This is a genomic window from Methylopila sp. Yamaguchi (assembly GCF_002897035.1).
Taxonomy (GTDB): Bacteria; Pseudomonadota; Alphaproteobacteria; order Rhizobiales; family Methylopilaceae; genus Methylopila.
This window is the reverse complement of sequence record NZ_BAUX01000003.1, coordinates 186,508-204,146: the sequence shown is the minus strand read 5'-3', so window position 1 is coordinate 204,146 and position 17,639 is coordinate 186,508. Positions and strand designations below refer to the sequence as shown.

The 17,639-nt window shown below is 64.3% G+C and carries 19 protein-coding genes and 2 pseudogenes; 8 read left to right on the top strand and 13 right to left on the bottom strand.

Translation table 11 applies throughout. From position 1 onward, the window contains the following. Window positions 1-25 precede the first annotated feature (25 nt). From METY_RS05255 to METY_RS05245, 3 genes are all read right to left on the bottom strand, one after another. A complete protein-coding gene (locus METY_RS05255; protein ID WP_103120324.1) occupies window positions 26-979 on the bottom strand; it encodes a FecR family protein in 954 nt (317 codons plus the stop codon). 72 nt (window positions 980-1,051) lie between these two features. Continuing rightward, window positions 1,052-1,543: an RNA polymerase sigma factor gene (locus METY_RS05250; protein WP_244593524.1), complete on the bottom strand. Its 492-nt coding sequence runs from the start codon at window positions 1,541-1,543 to the stop codon at window positions 1,052-1,054. A 355-nt stretch (window positions 1,544-1,898) separates the two neighbouring features. Continuing rightward, window positions 1,899-2,135: a hypothetical protein gene (locus METY_RS05245; RefSeq protein ID WP_103120322.1), complete on the bottom strand. Its 237-nt coding sequence runs from the start codon at window positions 2,133-2,135 to the stop codon at window positions 1,899-1,901. A gap of 160 nt (window positions 2,136-2,295) precedes the next feature. Between METY_RS05245 and METY_RS05240 the strand changes: the two genes are divergently transcribed. Beyond that, window positions 2,296-2,514 (top strand): hypothetical protein, encoded by a 219-nt coding sequence (locus tag METY_RS05240; protein WP_103120321.1) that lies wholly within the window; start codon window positions 2,296-2,298, stop codon window positions 2,512-2,514. 104 nt (window positions 2,515-2,618) lie between these two features. On the opposite strand, the pseudogene METY_RS05235 reads toward METY_RS05240, so the two are convergent. After that, a pseudogene (locus METY_RS05235) lies at window positions 2,619-2,843 on the bottom strand (transposase); the annotation flags it as partial. A gap of 916 nt (window positions 2,844-3,759) precedes the next feature. Between METY_RS05235 and METY_RS05230 the strand changes: the two are divergent. The 3 genes and pseudogenes from METY_RS05230 to METY_RS05220 all read left to right on the top strand — a co-directional run bounded on the left by METY_RS05230 (window position 3,760) and on the right by METY_RS05220 (window position 8,688). Further along, window positions 3,760-4,824 carry an HlyD family secretion protein gene (locus METY_RS05230; protein ID WP_103120320.1) on the top strand — a complete coding sequence of 355 codons (1,065 nt, stop codon included), beginning with the start codon at window positions 3,760-3,762 and terminating at the stop codon, window positions 4,822-4,824. Further along, window positions 4,821-7,574, top strand: a complete 2,754-nt coding sequence (rbbA, locus tag METY_RS05225; protein ID WP_103120319.1) for a ribosome-associated ATPase/putative transporter RbbA — start codon at window positions 4,821-4,823, stop codon at window positions 7,572-7,574. The genes METY_RS05230 and rbbA overlap by 4 nt, the downstream gene beginning before the upstream one ends. 2 nt (window positions 7,575-7,576) lie before the next feature. Then, window positions 7,577-8,688 (top strand): annotated as a pseudogene (locus METY_RS05220) (ABC transporter permease). Window positions 8,689-8,858: 170 nt separating this feature from the next. On the opposite strand, the gene METY_RS05215 reads toward METY_RS05220, so the two are convergent. The 7 genes from METY_RS05215 to METY_RS05185 all read right to left on the bottom strand — a co-directional run bounded on the left by METY_RS05215 (window position 8,859) and on the right by METY_RS05185 (window position 13,123). Further along, window positions 8,859-9,206, bottom strand: a complete 348-nt coding sequence (locus tag METY_RS05215; RefSeq protein WP_103120318.1) for a c-type cytochrome — start codon at window positions 9,204-9,206, stop codon at window positions 8,859-8,861. A gap of 136 nt (window positions 9,207-9,342) precedes the next feature. Next, complete coding sequence (locus METY_RS05210) at window positions 9,343-10,092, bottom strand: universal stress protein (RefSeq protein ID WP_103120317.1); 750 nt, start codon at window positions 10,090-10,092, stop codon at window positions 9,343-9,345. 824 nt (window positions 10,093-10,916) lie between these two features. Further along, entirely contained in the window at window positions 10,917-11,378 is a 462-nt protein-coding gene (locus METY_RS05205) for a YeeE/YedE family protein (protein ID WP_103120316.1), read from the bottom strand. Beyond that, complete coding sequence (locus METY_RS05200; RefSeq protein ID WP_103120315.1) at window positions 11,375-11,800, bottom strand: YeeE/YedE family protein; 426 nt, start codon at window positions 11,798-11,800, stop codon at window positions 11,375-11,377. The genes METY_RS05205 and METY_RS05200 overlap by 4 nt, the downstream gene beginning before the upstream one ends. Window positions 11,801-11,884: 84 nt before the next feature. Beyond that, window positions 11,885-12,232, bottom strand: a complete 348-nt coding sequence (locus METY_RS05195; protein WP_244593523.1) for a c-type cytochrome — start codon at window positions 12,230-12,232, stop codon at window positions 11,885-11,887. Further along, entirely contained in the window at window positions 12,229-12,552 is a 324-nt protein-coding gene (locus tag METY_RS05190; protein WP_160147308.1) for an ATPase inhibitor subunit zeta, read from the bottom strand. Before METY_RS05190 ends, METY_RS05195 begins: the two co-directional genes overlap by 4 nt. 1 nt (window position 12,553) lies before the next feature. Further along, window positions 12,554-13,123: a universal stress protein gene (locus tag METY_RS05185; RefSeq protein WP_103120451.1), complete on the bottom strand. Its 570-nt coding sequence runs from the start codon at window positions 13,121-13,123 to the stop codon at window positions 12,554-12,556. 122 nt (window positions 13,124-13,245) lie between these two features. Here METY_RS05185 and METY_RS05180 point away from each other — a divergent pair, with 122 nt between their 5' ends. Together METY_RS05180 and METY_RS05175 are read left to right on the top strand one after the other, a co-directional pair. After that, the gene (locus tag METY_RS05180; RefSeq protein WP_103120313.1) at window positions 13,246-13,542 is read left to right on the top strand and encodes a hypothetical protein; all 297 of its coding nucleotides are present in this window, start codon (window positions 13,246-13,248) and stop codon (window positions 13,540-13,542) included. 17 nt (window positions 13,543-13,559) lie between these two features. After that, window positions 13,560-14,060 carry a hypothetical protein gene (locus METY_RS05175; RefSeq protein WP_200819601.1) on the top strand — a complete coding sequence of 167 codons (501 nt, stop codon included), beginning with the start codon at window positions 13,560-13,562 and terminating at the stop codon, window positions 14,058-14,060. A 360-nt stretch (window positions 14,061-14,420) separates the two neighbouring features. Here the strand turns inward: METY_RS05175 and METY_RS05165 are convergent, their stop codons facing one another. After that, window positions 14,421-15,494, bottom strand: a complete 1,074-nt coding sequence (locus METY_RS05165; RefSeq protein WP_103120311.1) for an NAD(P)-dependent alcohol dehydrogenase — start codon at window positions 15,492-15,494, stop codon at window positions 14,421-14,423. Window positions 15,495-15,735: 241 nt separating this feature from the next. Between METY_RS05165 and METY_RS05160 the strand changes: the two genes are divergently transcribed. Then, the gene (locus METY_RS05160; RefSeq protein ID WP_103120310.1) at window positions 15,736-16,383 is read left to right on the top strand and encodes a BON domain-containing protein; all 648 of its coding nucleotides are present in this window, start codon (window positions 15,736-15,738) and stop codon (window positions 16,381-16,383) included. 105 nt (window positions 16,384-16,488) lie between these two features. Then, window positions 16,489-16,983, top strand: coding sequence for an Hsp20/alpha crystallin family protein (locus METY_RS05155; protein ID WP_160147307.1), 495 nt, complete (start codon window positions 16,489-16,491; stop codon window positions 16,981-16,983). Between the two features lie 424 nt (window positions 16,984-17,407). Here the strand turns inward: METY_RS05155 and METY_RS05150 are convergent, their stop codons facing one another. After that, window positions 17,408-17,596, bottom strand: a complete 189-nt coding sequence (locus tag METY_RS05150) for a hypothetical protein (protein WP_103120308.1) — start codon at window positions 17,594-17,596, stop codon at window positions 17,408-17,410. Between the last annotated feature and the right edge of the window lie 43 nt (window positions 17,597-17,639).

Below are 17,639 nucleotides of genomic sequence, written 5' to 3'. Positions count from 1 at the left end.
GCCGACCCCGTAAACTTTTCCGGGATCAGCGGTAGACGATGACGGCGAGGCCGGGGATCGCCAGGGTCTTCAGGCCAAGCGCGGTGCGCATCGCCTCCAGCACGGCGTCCGGGTCGTCGGTCCGGAACACGCCCGAGAGCCGCAGGGCCCTAAGCGACGGATCCGGGATCACGACACGGCCCGGCGCGCGCCGGGCGAGTTCGTCCGCGACCGCACCGAGCGGCGCGGCGTCGAGCACGATCAGGCCCCGCTTCCAGGCGAGCGCCGTTTCGAGCGAAACGTCCTGCGGCGCCCCGAGCGCCCCGTCCGCGCCGAGCGCCACTTCGCGGGCCGGCCCGAGCGTCACGGTCCGTCCCGCTCCTGAGACCTCGACAACCCCATGGTCCACGATCACTGCCTGGGCCATGCCGTCGACGGCGAAGGCCGTGCCCACCGCCCGCGCGGCGATCGCGTCCGCATGAGCCGTGAACGGCCTGTCGGGGTCTCGCGCCACCTCGAACCACGCCCGCCCCCGCACCACGGTGACCTCGCGCGCGCTGGGCGCGAAGGCGACGTCGAGCGCGCTGTCGCCGTCGAGCGTCACGGTCGTGCCGTCCGCCAGGGAAATATCGCGGCGTTGGCCGGGCGGCGCGGCGTAGTCGGCGAAGGCGCGATCAATCAGCCCGGCGTCGCGCCACAGCGCGCCCGCAGTCAGCATGGCCGCGACCGCCGCCGCGGCCGCAAGCCGGCCCACACGACGGCGCGACGCCACGCGCCGTCCCGCGTCGGCGCGAAGCCGCTGCGCGGGCGCCGCCAGATCCTGCCACAGCTCGTCCGCCTCCGCGAAAGCGGCGCCATGGAGGGGATCCGCGTCGAGCCAGGCCCGGAAGGCGCGCCGGTCGGCGTCCGTCGCGAGCGGGTTGTTCAAGCGCACGAACCACGTCGTCGCTTCACGCGCCGCGCGCTCGACGGCGTCGTCCTGTCCACCCTGATCCGCCATGCCGCGAATGTCGCCCCTCAGCCTTTCCGCCGCCTATACAGCGAAACGGCCGGCGAGGCATGGGCCCTCACATTAGGCGCGGCGCTTCCGCCAGAGCCGGCAGACCTCAAGCGCGGAGACCATCTCCTTCTCAACCGTGGAGAGGGAGATGCCGAGCCTCCGCGCGATCTGCGGGTAGGTCATCTCGTCGAGCTTGCTCATGAGAAACACCTGCCGGGTGCGGGCAGGCAGCTTCTGGAGCGCGGCAAGAAGATCAGCGAGCTCCTGCCGCCCCGCCGCCACGGCGTCCGGCGCAGGGCTGCCGGCGCCGAGTTGCTCCGGCGTCATTTGCTCGACATAGGCGGACCGGACGCGGTCAGCCCGGCGGGCGTCGCGGGCGGCGTTCTGCGCGGTGCGCACCAGCAACCCGACGTCGTCAGGGCCGAGAGGACGGTTGCCGAGCTTCACAAAGGCGTCGTGGACGAGATCCTCCGCCGCCTCCGCAGACCCCACGATGCGCCGGACGAGCCGACGCAACCGGCCGCCCTCAGCGACGTAAAGCTCAGCGAGACCGCCCGCGTTCATCGCCGCGCCTCCCCGCATCGAAGGTCGGCCGGCAGCGACAGCCGCGCCCAGCTATGAAATCCGCACCTGCAGGTCATTGGAATTATTCAAAAAGCCCGTCGCCATCCGTATCTCTACAAGCGAAAGAGCGGCTCGACTGTCAAATGTTTTGAGCTTGAGCATTTTTGTCTTGTTCTAAACTAGGAGAGACACGTTCCCAGCGTCGCATCCCTGCAACAGCGGCTCCTCAGAGGCGCAGCGGCTCTCGTCGGCGGCGGCGTCCTCGCCCGACGTTCGCTAAACGGCCACAGGGTCAGCCGATGCCCGCGAGGGCGAGCCATTGTTTCGATCAAGCAGCAGCCAGGGCCGACTTCGCTCAGGGCGCCGGGTTTGCGATGCGCGCGTCGAGCAGCGCGAGTATCTCGCCCGCGACGCGGCCGTCGAAGCGGATGTCCTGAAAGGCGTCGCGAAGCCGTACCAGGGCGTCGTTCCGCGCCGCGCCGTCCAGCTGAGCGACGAAGTCGTCTATGGCGCGCGCGGCTGACGCCGCGCCGTCGGCGCGGGAGCCCGCGGCGACGACCAAGGAGGCGAGAGCGGAGCTCAGATCGATCATTCCACGTCTGTAGCGGGTGGATCGGGCCGCGGACTATATACCCGTATAACGCGGAGCCTCTTCGCGCCCCCCTGGACGGGCTTTTTTTGCCTTAGTGAGCGCCTGCGCAGGATGACGGCCGCCGGGCTGGCCCCATGACGGTTCACAGGGAGGAAGTCCTATGAACCTGATCTCAGAATGTCGGGAAGCCTACGACGCCGATCCCCAGAATGGAGTTTGGCGGCTGCTGGCCGAAACGCGTCCTACGATGCAAGAGCGCTGGAGCGCCATACGCCTTCTGCAGGCGGTTGGCTGGTCCGTGGAGCCGAAGCTCCAACGGGAGGCCGGCACCCCCATCCTCGTCGGCGGCGCGTTCGCGCCGCCGCAGCGCAAGAGCTGAGGAATAACGGCGCGCGGAGCGATCCGCGCGCCCCTCCGCCGGCCAGGTTGGGCGCGGGGGAGATCGCCATTTGCGATGTTCGACTAGACCGGCGAGTACACGCCGTTGTCGAGCATGGTGTCCGCCAGCATCCGCTTCAGCCGGCCGTTCTCGTCCTCAAGCCCCTTCAGACGCCGCGCCTCCGAGACGTCGAGGCCGCCGAACGTGGCCTTCCACTTGTAAAACGTCGCCGAGCTGACGCCGTGCTTTCAGCAGACCTCCGCGGTCGCCACGCCCGCCTCCTGCTCGCGCAGGATCGCGATGATCTGTTCTTCCGTGAACCGACTTCTTCATCCGTCCGTCCCTCGTGTTGGGGCGGACTCTAGCTACGCGTGGAGGAGCTTCAGGGGGTCACGTCACCGATCCCGTTATCCAAACCGTCGTGGCGACCAGCTGTCTTCACTGCAGTGTACGCGCCCTCGACTTACTGCGTCGGAGGTCATCTCTAGCTGAACCATTTCCAAGCAGCATCGCCCAGCAGCGCTTCGGATTTCGGTTTCGCCGTCAACTGACGTTAATGCGGCGTTCGCAGCCGAAGCGAAGATTGTCGCGTCGACCTCATGTTGGGGAGCCGATCCATGGACAGATTTTTGAGGCGAGCAAATATTAATCGATACCTCGACCTCCTCTCGCGAACAAATGGAGACAGCGAAGATAAGGAGCTCATCCTCCAATTGCTAAATGAAGAGCTCGCATATTTCGGCTTGAAAATAGATCGCGAAATTTTTGACCGAAAAAATGCTGCCCTAACCCGCATTCGGGACCAAATCCATGCTCTGACAAGAGAGTCTCCGTATAAAATATAAGTGTCTAAAACTATCTTCAGATAATTGATGATCGGCCTGACGAGGGCCCCCGACTAATTTTGTCCGAGGTTCGGTGTCGGCGAGATCCTAACCGACCGGCCTGAAGCACCTTCAAGACGGCGTAACGGCAGGTGCCTATCTTGTCGCCGCCTTATACGCTGAACCATCCACCGAAAGCGAGTTGATGGTGACGATGATTGCGGTCCGCTCGTTGAGGCGGTTGGTCAGTTAGATCAGGAACTGGCCGCCCGATTACGCGAACAATAGGTAGCCGTCGCTATGTCGATGCAGAACTGCACGTTGACGAAGATCAACGCGCACGGTTCCGGGCTAGGATACCGACTACCACCCCCTATCGCCTCCGGGGATCAGCAAACCGGCGTTCGAGCCCGAAGAGCCCATGACTATCCGGAAGCCGCTGTTTGTGCTCACCGTCGTGGCGGCGGTCGCGGCAGCTGCGTTCGCCTGGCGTATGCGGGGCTGGTCGGATCTTACCGAAGGCGTGGCCAGCGGCAACGGGCGCGTCGAGGCGGTCGAGATCGACGTCTCGACGCGCACCTCGGGGCGGATCAAGGAAATTCTTGTTGACGAGGGGGATTTCGTCACGGTCGGGCAGTCGCTCGCGCGCATGGATACCGCACAGCTATCGGCCCAGAAGCGCGAAGCCGAGGCGCAGCTGCAGCGCGCAATCATCTCAATTGAAACCGCGCAAAGCCTCGTCGCCCAGCGACTAGCGGAGCGCGCCGCCTCTGCCGCGGTGATCGAGCAGCGCCAAGCCGAACTGGACGCCGCGGTCGCCAAGCTTAATCGCTCGGAACAGCTCGCCCGGACCGACAACGTCTCGCGGCAGGTGCTCGACGACGATCGCGCGCGCATGGCTGGCGCGAAGGCCGCAGTCAGTGCTGCGCAAGCGGGCCTCGCCGCGTCCGACGCGGCGATCGCCTCCGCCAGATCAACGGTCGTTGGCGCCCGGTCGGCGGTTGACGCCGCGCGCTTCACCATCGAGCGCATCCAGGCCGACCTTGACGACAGCGTGCTGACCTCGCCACGGGACGGTCGGGTCCAGTACCGGATCGCCCAACCCGGAGAGGTCCTCGCGGCGGGCGGGCGCGTGCTGAACCTCGTCGACCTTGCCGACGTCTACATGACCTTCTTCCTGCCGACCGAGCAGGCCGGACGCGTCGCCTACGGAGCCGACGCCCGGATCATCCTGGACGCCGCCCCGCAGTATGTCATTCCCGCACGTGTTTCCTTCGTCTCGGACGTGGCCCAGTTCACACCGAAAACCGTGGAGACCGCCCTCGAGCGTCAGAAGCTGATGTTCCGCATAAAGGCGAGAATCGATCCCGATCTGCTACGCGAGCACATCCGGCAGGTAAAGACCGGGCTTCCGGGCATGACCTACGTCCTGACGCGCGGCGATACACCGTGGCCAGAGCGCCTCAAGACGAAGCTGCCGCAATGACCGGGTCGGAGCCGAAGGTCCCGCCGCCGGTCGTCCGCGCCGCGGGCGTTGGTCTCTCCTGCGGCGCCAAGCGCGCGCTCGACGACGTCACGCTCGACATTCCCGCCGGGTGCATGGCGGGGCTGATCGGCCCGGACGGCGTCGGCAAGTCGAGCTTTCTGTCGCTGATCGCCGCAGCGCGGAAGATCCAGACCGGCGCGATCCACGCGCTCGACGGCGACATAGCCAACCCCGCGCACCGGCGGAGCGTGTGCCCGCGCATCGCGTACATGCCCCAGGGCCTGGGAAAGAACCTCTATCCGACGCTCTCGGTGTTCGAGAACGTCGATTTCTTCGGACGCCTGTTCGGACAGGACGCCGCTGAGCGAGACCGCCGCATCGGTCAGCTACTTCTCAGCACGGGCCTCGCTCCGTTCAGGGACCGGCCCGCCGGCAAGCTGTCCGGCGGCATGAAGCAGAAGCTCGGCCTGTGTTGCGCCCTCATCCACGATCCGGATCTGCTGATCCTCGACGAGCCCACCACGGGGGTCGATCCGCTGTCTCGACGCCAGTTCTGGGGCCTGATCGACAGGGTCCGGCGGCAGCGGGAGGGGATGAGCGTGATCGTCGCGACGGCCTACATGGAGGAGGCGGCTCGTTTCGACTGGCTCGCCGCCTTTGACGACGGTCGGCCCCTCGCCGTCGGTTCTCCCGCGAAGCTGCTCGAGCGGACCGGCGCGCGCGATCTCGACTCCGCCTTCATCGCACTTCTTCCGGAACGGAAGCGGCGCTACCACCGCGCGGTCGAGATCACGCAGCGCGAGACGGTCGCTGGAGCGATCCCGGCGATCGAAGCTGAAAACCTAACCATGCGGTTCGGTCACTTCACGGCCGTCGATCACGTCGATCTCTCCGTCGCAGAGGGAGAGATCTTCGGGTTTCTGGGCTCCAACGGCTGCGGCAAGACCACGACCATGAAAATGCTGACGGGCCTCCTGTCCGCGAGCGAGGGCAAGGCGAGGCTGTTCGGCCGCGAGGTGGACCCTCGCAATCTCGAAACGCGCCGCAACGTCGGCTACCTGACACAGGGCTTTTCGCTCTATTCTGAATTGACCGTTCGCCAGAATCTTGAGCTGCACGCGCGGCTGTTCAGCCTACCAGCCGCGATGATCCCGGGCCGCGTCGCCCAGACGGCTGAACGTTTCTCGCTCGCTGACGAGATGGACACGTTGCCAGACGCGCTGCCGCTTGGCGTACGGCAGCGCCTGTCGCTCGCGGTGGCGCTGATCCACCAGCCGCGTCTCCTGATCCTCGACGTGCCGACCTCGGGCGTCGATCCGGTCGCGCGCGACGGGCTCTGGCGCATCCTCATCGAGCTCGCGCGGCGCGATCACGTGACGATCTTCATCTCGACCCACTTTATGAACGAAGCCGAGCGCTGCGACCGCATCTCGCTGATGCATGCAGGCCGCGTGCTCGTCACCGACGCGCCTGCGGCGATCGTCGCGCAGTCCGGCCTATCGTCGCTTGAGGAGGCCTTCGTCAGACGCCTCAGCGAAGCCAGCGCCGAAGAGGCGCCCCCGGAGATGACTGCATCGGCGCAGTCCACTACGGACTTCGGCTCCGCCGGCGTCGCTCGGCGCGCCTTCGATCTACGACGGTTGGGAAGCTACACGCGCCGGGAGGCTCTTGAGCTTCGTCGCGATCCGGTTCGCGCCACGCTTGCGCTGCTGGGAAGCGCGCTGCTCATGTTCGTCATCGGTTATGGCATGAATCTCGACGTTGAACACCTGTCCTTCGCGGTCCTCGACCGGGACGGGACCACTACGAGCCGGTTGTACGCGCTAGATATCGCCGGGTCTCGATACTTCGACGAGAAACCTCCAATCATTGATTACGCCGATCTCGATCGCCGGATGCGCGCCGGAGAGCTCAGCCTGGCGATCGAAATTCCGCCGGGCTTCGCGGAAGACGTGGCGCGGGGCCGCCAGGCCACGATCGGCGCCTGGATCGACGGCGCCATGCCGGCCCGCGCCGAGACCGCGCGGGGATACGTCCAAGGTATCCATGCCTACTGGCTCGCGCAGAAGGCGCGCGAGGTGGTCGGCGCGCGCGCCGCGGCGGAGCCCTTCACCATCGCCATCCGCTATCGCTACAATCCCGACCTCGCGAGCCTGGTGTCCATGGCGCCCGCGACCATCCCGCTTCTGCTGATGCTGATCCCCGCCATGCTGGCGGCGTTGAGCGTCGTGCGCGAGAAGGAGCTCGGCTCCATCGTCAATCTCTACGTCACGCCGGTCTCGCGGCTGGAGTTCCTGCTCGGCAAGCAGGCGCCTTACGTCGCTCTCGCCATGATCAACGCAGGGCTGCTCTGGCTGGCCGCGGCGTTCGCCTTCCGCGTCCCCTTCACGGGGAGCTTCGTCGCCTACGCGACGGGCGCGCTGCTCTACGTAATGGCCTCGACTGCGTTTGGCCTCTTGATCTCAACCTTCATGTCGAGCCAGATCGCGGCGATCTTCGGCGCGACCGTGCTCACGATCGTCCCCGCCGCGCAGTTCTCCGGGATGATTGATCCGGTGTCCTCGCTCGAGGGCGTCGGCGCTTTGATCGGCCGGATCTATCCGACCGCCCATTTCATGACGATCACCCGGGCGACCTTCTCGAAGGCGCTGGGCCTCGCGGATCTCTATCCCTCGTTCGCTGCACTCGCGATCGCAGCGCCGGCGCTGCTCGGGCTGAGCGTCGCGCTCCTGAAGAAGCAGGCAGCCTGAACATGCGCGCCGCCAACATTCTTCAGCTTGGCGTGAAGGAGCTGCGCGGTCTGGCGCGCGATCCGATGCTACTGATCTTGATCGCCTATTCCTTCACGCTCTCGGTTTACGCGCAGTCGAGGGCGGCGCCGGAGACGCTGAACAGAGCGCCGATCGCGATCGTGGACGAAGATCGCTCGCCAGTGTCGGCCCGCATCGCAGCCGCGTTCTACGCGCCTCACTTCACCGCGCCCCAGTTGATCAACACGGGCGCGATGGACCACCTGATGGACCAGGGGGAGATCGCATTCGCCCTCGACATACCGCCCAACTTCCAGCGCGACCTGCTGGCGGGACGGACGCCCACGATCCAGCTGAACGTCGACGCCACCCGCATGACGCAGGCGTTCAGCGGAGCGGGCTACGTCGAGACGATCGTGGCCGACGAGGTGAAGGGCTTCGCCGACCGCTACCGGACATCCGCCGCGCCGCCGGTCGATCTGGCGAGCCGGGTCCGCTTCAATCCCGGACTCGAGAAGGCCTGGTTCGGCGCCGTGATGAACGTGATGAACAATGTCACCATGCTGTCGATCGTGCTTGCGGGCGCAGCCCTCATCCGGGAGCGCGAGCATGGCACGATCGAGCACCTTCTGGTCATGCCCATCACCGCCGCCGAGATCATGATCTCGAAGATCTGGTCCATGGGCGCGTGGTGCTCGCCGCGACTGCGTTCTCGGTCTACGTAGTGGTGGAGGGCGCCCTCGGGATCCCGGTCCAGGGTAAGGTCTGGCTTTTCCTGTTCGGCGCTGCTCTTCAACTGTTCGCCACGACCTCGCTCGGCGTATTCCTTGCAACGCTCGCTGGATCCATGCCTCAGTTCGGCATGCTGCTCATGCTGGTGCTGCTTCCCCTGCAAATCCTGTCGGGCGCCACTACGCCACGCGAGAGCATGCCCGACACCGTCCAGACGTTGATGCTGGCAGCGCCCAACACCCAGTTCGTCATGCTAGCCCAGGGCGTGCTCTACCGCGGCGCCGGCGTCGACGTGGTCTGGCCGCAACTCCTCGCGCTAGTGGCCATCGGCTCAACCTTTTTCGCCTTGTCGCTTGCGCTGTTCCGAAGGTCGCTACGGTAAGACGTACTGTTTCCGCACCTCTTCGATGATGCGCTTGTGGCTTTCGGCGGCCGACATCCCAGGCTGCCGGCCGATCTCAGGCGCGGCTTTCGCGAGATCTTTGTCCCAGATCGCGCTTCGTCACGTCAAACACGGCGTCCAGCCGGAGTCCGAGCCTATGGCGATTGTTGTCACTCAAGGGATTTGAGGTAGGCGACCATATCATTGCTTTCATCCTGATCCAGGTGGAAATCAGGCATGGCCGAATGCGGGCTGGCGACGCCTTCGATGAACAGCTCGCTAAGCTGCTCCACCGGATAGCTGTTGTGGAGCTTGCGGAACGGAGGCGCCCCGTCGAGCGGGCTGTTTCCCGAGGTTCCAATGGCATGACAGGTTGAGCAATTGTCCTGCGCGATTTGTCTGCCGCGCTCGACGGATGCGGTCGTCTCGTCGCTCGTGGCAGGTTCTGCCAAAAGTAAGAGGCCGCCGACTACGAGCAGCAAGCGCCTGACCATGCGATCAAAATTTGGCTTGTACACATGCCCCTCCCATCACGCGCGGCGCGCCTATGGTCGCTCAGTCGCCAACAACTAAAGGTGCCGCAGGTGATGCGGCGAGCGTACCGCCTCTGACGATGTGATTGGATCCACCATTACAATACTCTATCTTGAAGAGTCAGTGCGACATCAGCAGACAGACGTTCGAATTCTGCAGCAGGTCGTGGGTGACGCCGCCGAAGATCCACTCGCGGGTCCGGCTGTGCCCGTAGGCCCCGGACACGATCAGTCCGGCTTCCGCCTCCCTGGCGACCTCGAGCATCTCACCCGCGATCGAGGAGATCTCGCCGGCGCGCACGACGGAACGCGCCGTGACGCCATGACGGCCGAGATAGCTGACGACGTCCTCCGCGCCGCGATCTCGGAGCTCCAGCGTCGCGCTCACCACCAGGACCTCCTCAGCCCTCTGTAGGAACGGCATGCTGTCCCGGATGGCGCGTCGCGCTTCGCGCGTGTCCTTCCAGGCGACCACGACGCGCTTGGCTGAGAGCCGATCGATCTTCGGCGGCGCGACGAGTATGGGGCGCCCGCACTCCATCGCCGCCGCGCCGGGCGATACGCCGAGCCCTCCATCTCGAGGGTCGCCGCCAGCTTTTCGACCCACCACCACGAGATCCGCGGCGCGCGCCTGTTCGGCCAGGAAGCGCCGAGGGTCGCTGATGTCAGAACGCCATTCGACATTGTTCCCGGCGCCGACAGTGGAGACGAAGCTCGCCCTGGCGGCGGCGAGGTCGCTTTCGACCCGCGCCCTCTCGTCATCCATCAACGTCACGGACACGTTCGGCGTCATGTCTGTGTAGATCGGCACCAGCATCTGTTCGGCCGCGACGCCGATGAGATGGGAGCCGAAGTCGGCGGCGATCCCCATTGCAAGCCTGCCGCGAGACTTTGACTGCGGCGTCAAATCGAAATGGACGAGGATGCTCGCAAAACTGGCTGTGGGTTGTGTCGAGAGAGGCATCGTAGTCTCCCGTGGTCGATCCTTGTCTAACCTTCGGGCTGAACCTGATCCGCCGCCTTGACTTGGCTCAACGACGCCTGAGCGGAATATTTTCTTCACGCCTTCTTGGTGATAGGCAGGACAAAATTTGCATAAGAACTCTCAAATGAAGCTGAGTGTCTTGCTATTTTTTCGCCCGGGACGCTTGCATGCGCAGTTACGACCCGCCACCAAGTCGCGTGAGCCGCAACAATCTGAATTTTATCGAAACGATTTAGAGGTATGAAGTTCCCTAGCCACAGAAGCCATATCTTGATCCAAATCAATACGTCAGATCAGATTTACAGACAAAATGGGCGCTTATTTGATGCGACGCGACCTGACATTACATATAATAAAAAAAGATCTGATATAAATCGCAAGTGCAGCGAACCTATTCGTCGCAAGTCTATCGACCAACGATCCATGTCTGAGGGACGGTGAACGTTTGTCGAATACTATTGTGAACGTGCTGCAGGCAATGATGGGAAATGTTGGCAGCATACATGTCGAGGCAACTCCGATGACGTGACATCTGAGCAAAGCACACAAACGTAAACCCCATTCCGGTCAGGTGGAGAAGGCCTTCCCCCGCCCTGGGCCACCTGCGTAAGTCCGCATCACCGCGGAGTCTGGTGCGGAGCCGGACTGTGTAAACCGATGGGCCCTGCAAGAGCGATCAATCCGCGGCGTCCCTATGGTCGGGGCGCCGTTCATGTTGGCCGACAGCGGCCCTGTCGCCCCGCCGAGCCGACCAGACGAATGGCTTCACGGTCATGAACCATCATTCCTGCCACCATTGCGACCAGGAACAGCAGCGTCGCCGGCGCGCCGAGCGTGATTGAGGCGACGGCCGGCCCGGGGCAAAGTCCAGCCAGGCCCCAGCCCACGCCAAAAATTGCGGCGCCCCCGACGAGCTTTCCGTCGATCGTACGCCCGTGCGGCAGGTGGAAGCTCTCGTCGAAGATCGGTCGCCGCAACTGACGCGAGAGCCAAACGCCGATCGAAGCGACTGAGACCGCCCCGCCAAGCACGAAAGCGAGGCTCGGGTCCCACGCGCCATAAACGTCCAGGAAACCGCGGACCCGCGCCGGGTCTAGCATGCCCGAGAGGGCAAGCCCAAAACCGAACACCAGACCACTCAAACCGGTCGCGATGACGCGCGCGCTGTTCATAACGCGCTTCCGATGCGCATGAGGGCGACGGTGGCGATCGCCGTCGCCAGAAACACCGCGACGGCCACAATTGAGCGCGGCGACAGCCGCGCCAGCCCGACGACACCGTGGCCGCTGGTGCAGCCGGATCCCATGCGTGCGCCGTAGCCGACGAGAAGGCCGGCGATCACCAACACAGGAGCCGAACTGGTGAGATGGACCTCCGGCGCCCGACCAAAAGCGAGCGCATACAGCGCCGGACCCAGCGCGAGACCGGTCGTGAACGCGGCGCTCGCCGCCGGTCCCGCGTCGGTGCGACGCCAGAGCCCGCTCAGAATGCCGCTCACGCCTGCGACACGGCCGTTTAACATCATCATTAACGTCGCCGCGAAGCCGATGGCGACGCCGCCAGAGAGAAAGGGCAAGTATGAAGCGAGCGTCATGTGCGATTTCCTGCTGCCCGGAACGGCGGAATCGATGCGAGCTGGTCTTCCGCAACAGCTATCAACCTCGAATCTAATCGGCTTCTATTCGTCGCGCCGATGTTGAAGTGTTTTGAGATACGCGATCAGATCTGCAATCTGAGCGTTATCAAGCTGAAACATCGGCATCGTGGGATGGCCCGTAACGATGCCTTCAGCGAGCGCTTCGGCCAGCGTGTCGACCGGATATCGCGTGTGAAGGTCACGGAACGGCGGCGCAACCTTCAGCGCGCTGGCCCCCGAACTGCCGATTGCATGGCAACCGGCGCAGTTGGCTTTCGCGAAGGCGAGGCCTCGTTGCTCCCGCGGCTCCATCGCGAGCGGCGAAGTTACGAGGTGGGCCAAGAGCGCCAGCAACAGCGCGCAGGTTCCGAAGACCTTCCAGCATCTCACGGCGTCGCGCCAAGATGAGTTCGCGCGATGTCGTGGAACCGCTCGAGTTTCCGGCGTAGCCGGCCCTCGGACGCCCTGTGGCCTACCACCCCGAAATCCGCCAGATTCTCTCTCACAACCATTATAAGCTGCCCGTCGTCTCCGTCGATGTCCGACACGGCGAGATAGCGAGCGTAATGTTCGACAGCCTCGTTCCTCATTCCCATAAGACGAGCCGCCCAGCGGCCAAACATCCGGTCTCGAAGCGCGCGCACATGAAACGCGACGTCACGCTGATGAACGTATTTCGCTTCTTCAGCGCGTTCCCTTGTCTCGAACATATCAATCGATCCTCCGTCCAGAATCGCCGGACAATTCCTCAGCGAGGTAGACTGGCGCTTTCGAAACATTGACCAGCTTACGAAGAACAAGCACCGGGAGGGTGGAGTGAGCGAGCACTTTATTGGTGACCGAGCCGAGCATCATCGCCGACAGCCCCCGACGACCGTGGCTCGCCATAGCGATCAACTCGCAGCATCGCTCTTCGGCGACCCGGATAATCTCTCTAAACGGATCGTCGCTCCATCGCCGGACCGTAATGAACGCCACGCCCGCCTCCGATGCCGCGGTCCCGGCTTGTTCCAAAATTCGGTCCGCATGCGTCTCTTGTCGTCGCTCATACTCCTCACGAGAGGCCTCGATCATTTCGGTTGAAGTTGTGAACAGATGAAATGGCTCGTTGACCGTCACGAAGACGATCGCGGCGCCGGTCGCCGCGGCGAGTGCTATGGCTTGGTCGACGGCAAAGGTGGAGAGCTCGCTTCCATCCGTCGGCACGAGGATGCGTTGATAGGGCGACGCCCGCGTCGCGAGTTTTCCGACTGACACGATTGAGATGGTGGCTTGCGACATCGGATCCTCCCCTAGGAGAACCTCCGTTTCGCCCGTGGGCCCGTGCGCCGCCTTGATCCGGATCAAAGCAGTGAGGCCAAGCTTCGGCGATCCTGCCTCAGCTTTGAGACACGGAGGATCCCATGATCTCGCTCGAAGAAGCAGCAGCTGCTGCTGTGACCGCAGAGGCGGCGATACCTGATCCCGCGTTGATCGCGCTGAGCATGAAGTCGCTTGTCCTGGATCTCCCGCTCGCCATCGCTGCTGAGGCCACGCGTTTTAACGCGCGGATCGCTGTGGCTTGGTTCGATCACCTTAGCCGTATCGCAGCGCTGAACGGTTCGTCCGAGCCACGCGCGTTGCTGGAACCGGACAATGGCCCCACCGTCAACGTCGCGCCCACGTCGCCTTACGCCGTCGCGGCCAAGCTTGCGGCCTGACCAGCGGAGATGCTCGGATGACGTCGCAGAGCTTTTTAGTCGAGCGCCCGAGCGCCCGGCGGCCGCGCGCAAAACTAAGGCTCGTGCGGCTGCATCTGGCTCGCGAACCTCGGCATCCCACGGGGAGCGAGGTCCATGGTTACGCCTTCGTCTCTCCGCTCGACCGACATGGGATGCTCGACCCTTCGCTCTGGCGGAAGGAAAGGGCACGTTGCCGGGTCGTCCGGTTTTGGGCCGGCGAACAGGCGCTGTTCGGGTTGCTGAAGCATCGAGCCGGAGGCGCGGGCGGATCGACCTGGGTGTTCGATTTTGATCCTGATCGATCCGACGACGATGACACCGGCCACCGTCTGGATGCTCACCGTTTCCGTACCAACGAGTACGTGACCCTTGAGCATGAGGGCGAACCGCATGTGTTCCGCGTGGCGAGCGTCGACGATTTTGCGCCGGAGGACCGACTTGCGGCCCTGACAGCGCCCTACCCCACCTCATCGCGTCGGACGCCGTCGGCGGCTTGACGGCAATCAGGCTCCCCCGCCTCGCGGCGCCGCCCCTCCCCGGGTTGCGGCGGCGCCTTGGAGACCGCTTTAAACATTGACGCGGTACGGCGTTTTCCGGCGCGCGATTGAGGGTAGCAGTATCTCACGGCTCTACTTGGATCGCAGCGTCCTGATCCTAGGCGCTGACTAAGGATCGACAGATTTGCGCCTTGAGATGTGGGCCTGCGAACGATCGACGACACCGGCGACGGTCCCCGTCGCGGTGAGCTTCGGCCAAGTGATGTGCCCGGCGCCCATCCGCAGCTGACGCTTTAGCACATTGACGTCGGCGTCCGGGACGTCGCCGACCCTGTCGGCGACCCGGCGCTCCAAGAGCGCTCACGGCGTAATGGCCACCTTCAAGACGCCGTCGCGCTGATGCGCGAACAGCTCGTAAGCCTTCTCGATGTCGTCAAGCTTGAAACGGTGGGTGACAAGGGGGCGCATGTCGACCCTTCCCGACGCTATGACGGCCATCAGGCGGCGCATCCGTTCCTTGCCGCCGGGGCAGAGCGTGGTGACGATCGTGTGGTCGCCAAGGCCCGCCGCGAACGCGCCGACCGGAATGGTGAGATCTTTGGAATAGACGCCGAGGCTCGACAGCACCCCACCCGGACGCAGGGCGCGCAGAGCCGCCTCGAACGTCGCCGGCGTTCCAAGAGCTTCAATGGCGACGTCCACGCCTCGTCCGTCGGTCAAAGCCAGGATCTGCTCGACCGGGTCGCCGGCCCGAAAGTCGATCGCCTCGTCGCATCCCATCCGTCGGGCGGCGGCCAGCCGGGCGGGCACGGTGTCGACGCCGATGATGCGGGTCGCGCCCATCAGTCTGGCGCCAGCCACGGCGCTCAGGCCGATCGGGCCAAGCGCGAACACCGCAACGGCGTCGCCGATGCGGACCCCTCCCCGCTCCGCGCCGGAAAAGCCGGTGGACATGATGTCGGGACACATCAGGACTTGTTCGTCCGAGAGGGCGTCAGGAGCAGGGGCGAGGTTCGCCATGGCGTCCGGCACAAGAAGATAGTCCGCCTGCGCCCCGTCGATCGTATTGCCGAAGCGCCAGCCGCCCGTCGGCTTGAAGCCGTGCTTCTCGCGCGGCCCGTCTTGCGAGCCGAAGCCGCAAAGGCAGGCGTAGGAATGGCCGCTCGGCGTGATCGCGCCGGCGATCACGCGCTGGCCTTCAGCGTATCCCATGACCGCGGATCCCAGCTTCTCGATCACGCCCACGGGTTCATGCCCCACTGTGAGACCCCCGGAGACCGGATATTCGCCCTTCAGGATGTGAACGTCCGTCCCGCAAATCGTCGTGGTCGTCACCCGTATCAGGGCGTCGAGCGGCCCGACGTCGGGAACAGGCTTGTCTTCAAGTACGATCCGGCCCGGCTCGACGAAGATCGCAGCTCTCATCTTTGGCATGGGACGGCTCCGTTGGCTTGGCCACGCTTCGGTTTCCGCCAGCGTCGCTACAGAGGCCGCGGCGGTCCTTGACCTTGCGCAATCTCGATCCCGCCCCCGCAGGCGGTTGCTGACGCAGATCAAAGCGCCCCGAAGACCACGGGTTCATCGATCGAAACGACGGCGGACGCCGTCCTGGAACCGCTCGTCGAAGGCCGCCGTTCGCAGACGCCTCGCCGACGAGCCCGAAGGGAGAGCAGAGATGTCGGATGCTGGATTGAAGTCGCTGGTGGAAGAGGAACTGGAGTTCGAGCCCAGCGTGAACGCCGCGCATATCGGCGTGGCGGTTCGCGACGGCGTCGTGACGCTGACGGGCCACGTCGCGAGCTACGCGGAGAAGATCGCCGCGGAGAAGGCGACGCAACGGGTCCGTGGCGTGAAGGCGATCGCCGAAGAAATCGAGGTCCGCTACCCCTATGACGGCAAGCGGAGCGACGAGGAGATCGCCAAGCGGGCCGTCAACGTCCTGGACTGGAACACGCAGGTGCCGACGTCCGTGAAGGTGAAGGTGGAGCGCGGCTGGGTGACCCTGTCGGGCGTGGCCGATTGGCAGTACCAACGCGAGGCCGCCGAATTCTCCGTGCGGAAACTGGATGGCGTCGTGGGCGTGACCAATACCATCGCGCTCAAGGACCGACCAAAGGCCGCTGACGTGCAGAAGAAGATTGAGGACGCGCTGAAGCGCAACGCCGCGCTGGACGCCGCCGCGATCCATGTCACCGTCGCAAACGACAAGGTGAGCCTGACCGGCCGGGTCCACAGCTGGCAGGAGCGCCGCATCGCCGAGCAGGCCGCTTGGTCGGCTCCCGGCGTCAAGTCCGTCGACGACGCCATCAGCGTCGCTGCTTAATCCGCCGCGGATGCCCCGGACCGCATGACGCCCGTGTGGTCCGGAGCACACTGCAGCAGGCATCGGGCGATTTGCGCAACGAAATGCAAACAGCAGGAGCGCGCCATGTCAAAGGAACTCATCGAGACTCAGAGTCCAGATTCCAATTCGGCGCCCGTGCGCCGGCATCTGATGCGGGATTTCGATCGCCTGTTCGATAGGATGTCCTCCGCGATCGAACTCCCGGCCATCGAGCGCATCGTTGAACGCGCGGGCGTGCAGAATGGTTTTGCGCCGGCGATCGACATCGTGGAGACGGATGGCGAATACAAAGTTATGGCGGAAGTTCCTGGGCTGGAACCGTCGCAGGTTGATGTGTCGGTTGCGAGCAACATGCTTGTCATTAAGGGCGAGAAATCGCGCGAGAACGAGAGAACTGAGGGAGGAGCCCACATCTCGGAGCGCACCTTTGGCTCGTTTCGTCGAAGCTTCCTGCTCCCGGACGACGTCGACGCCGGTCAGATCGAGGCCAACCATCGCCATGGCGTCCTGACAATCCGCCTGCCCAAGACGAAGGAAGCGAAGCAGCTGAAAAAGATCGAGATCAAGGCGGAAGCTTAGATGTCGCTGCTGCGAGGTCCCTCGGCGCAGTCGACGGACCTCGCGCCTATCGGCGAAAGCGGACTTCCGTTCGGTGAGAGCGGTTCACACCATTCTCGGGACATGCCTTCCAGTCCGGAAGAGCTCGTCGGGCTTGACCCTAGACCACAGAAGAGAGGCGTTCTTGCGCTGGGCCTGAGCGCGTTTGTCGTCCTTGCACTGATCGTTGTCATCCTGATGGTTTTAAACCAAGCTGATTTCAATTCGGGCACAATTGATCAACGCGCCCGCGCAAAGGCGATCGAGGAGCGGTGCCGGCAGTCGTGCAGCGCGTGGCTCGCCCCTCAGTGCGGGGCGCAAAAATCGGGGCCACACGAGAGCATCGCCGAATGCGTTAGCAGCCTAGCGCCAGTCTTTCAGAGCTGCTTAAAGCAATGCAGATGAATCAGATGGCTTCGCCGTTCAGTCCACCGCGTTGAAACGTCAAATCCCGCCGTCGGAACTGGATCTTCGCAAGCTCAGCCGCGGCGAGGTACGCAAGACTGACCGCCAACATCGCAACGACGATAATCGGCGGCAGCATATCGAAGCCGAAAACGTGGCCGATCGGCGTCAGCGCGAGCGCGCAAGCCACCAAGATCGCGCCAGACGAGGTCGTGATTAAGATCGTATGAGGC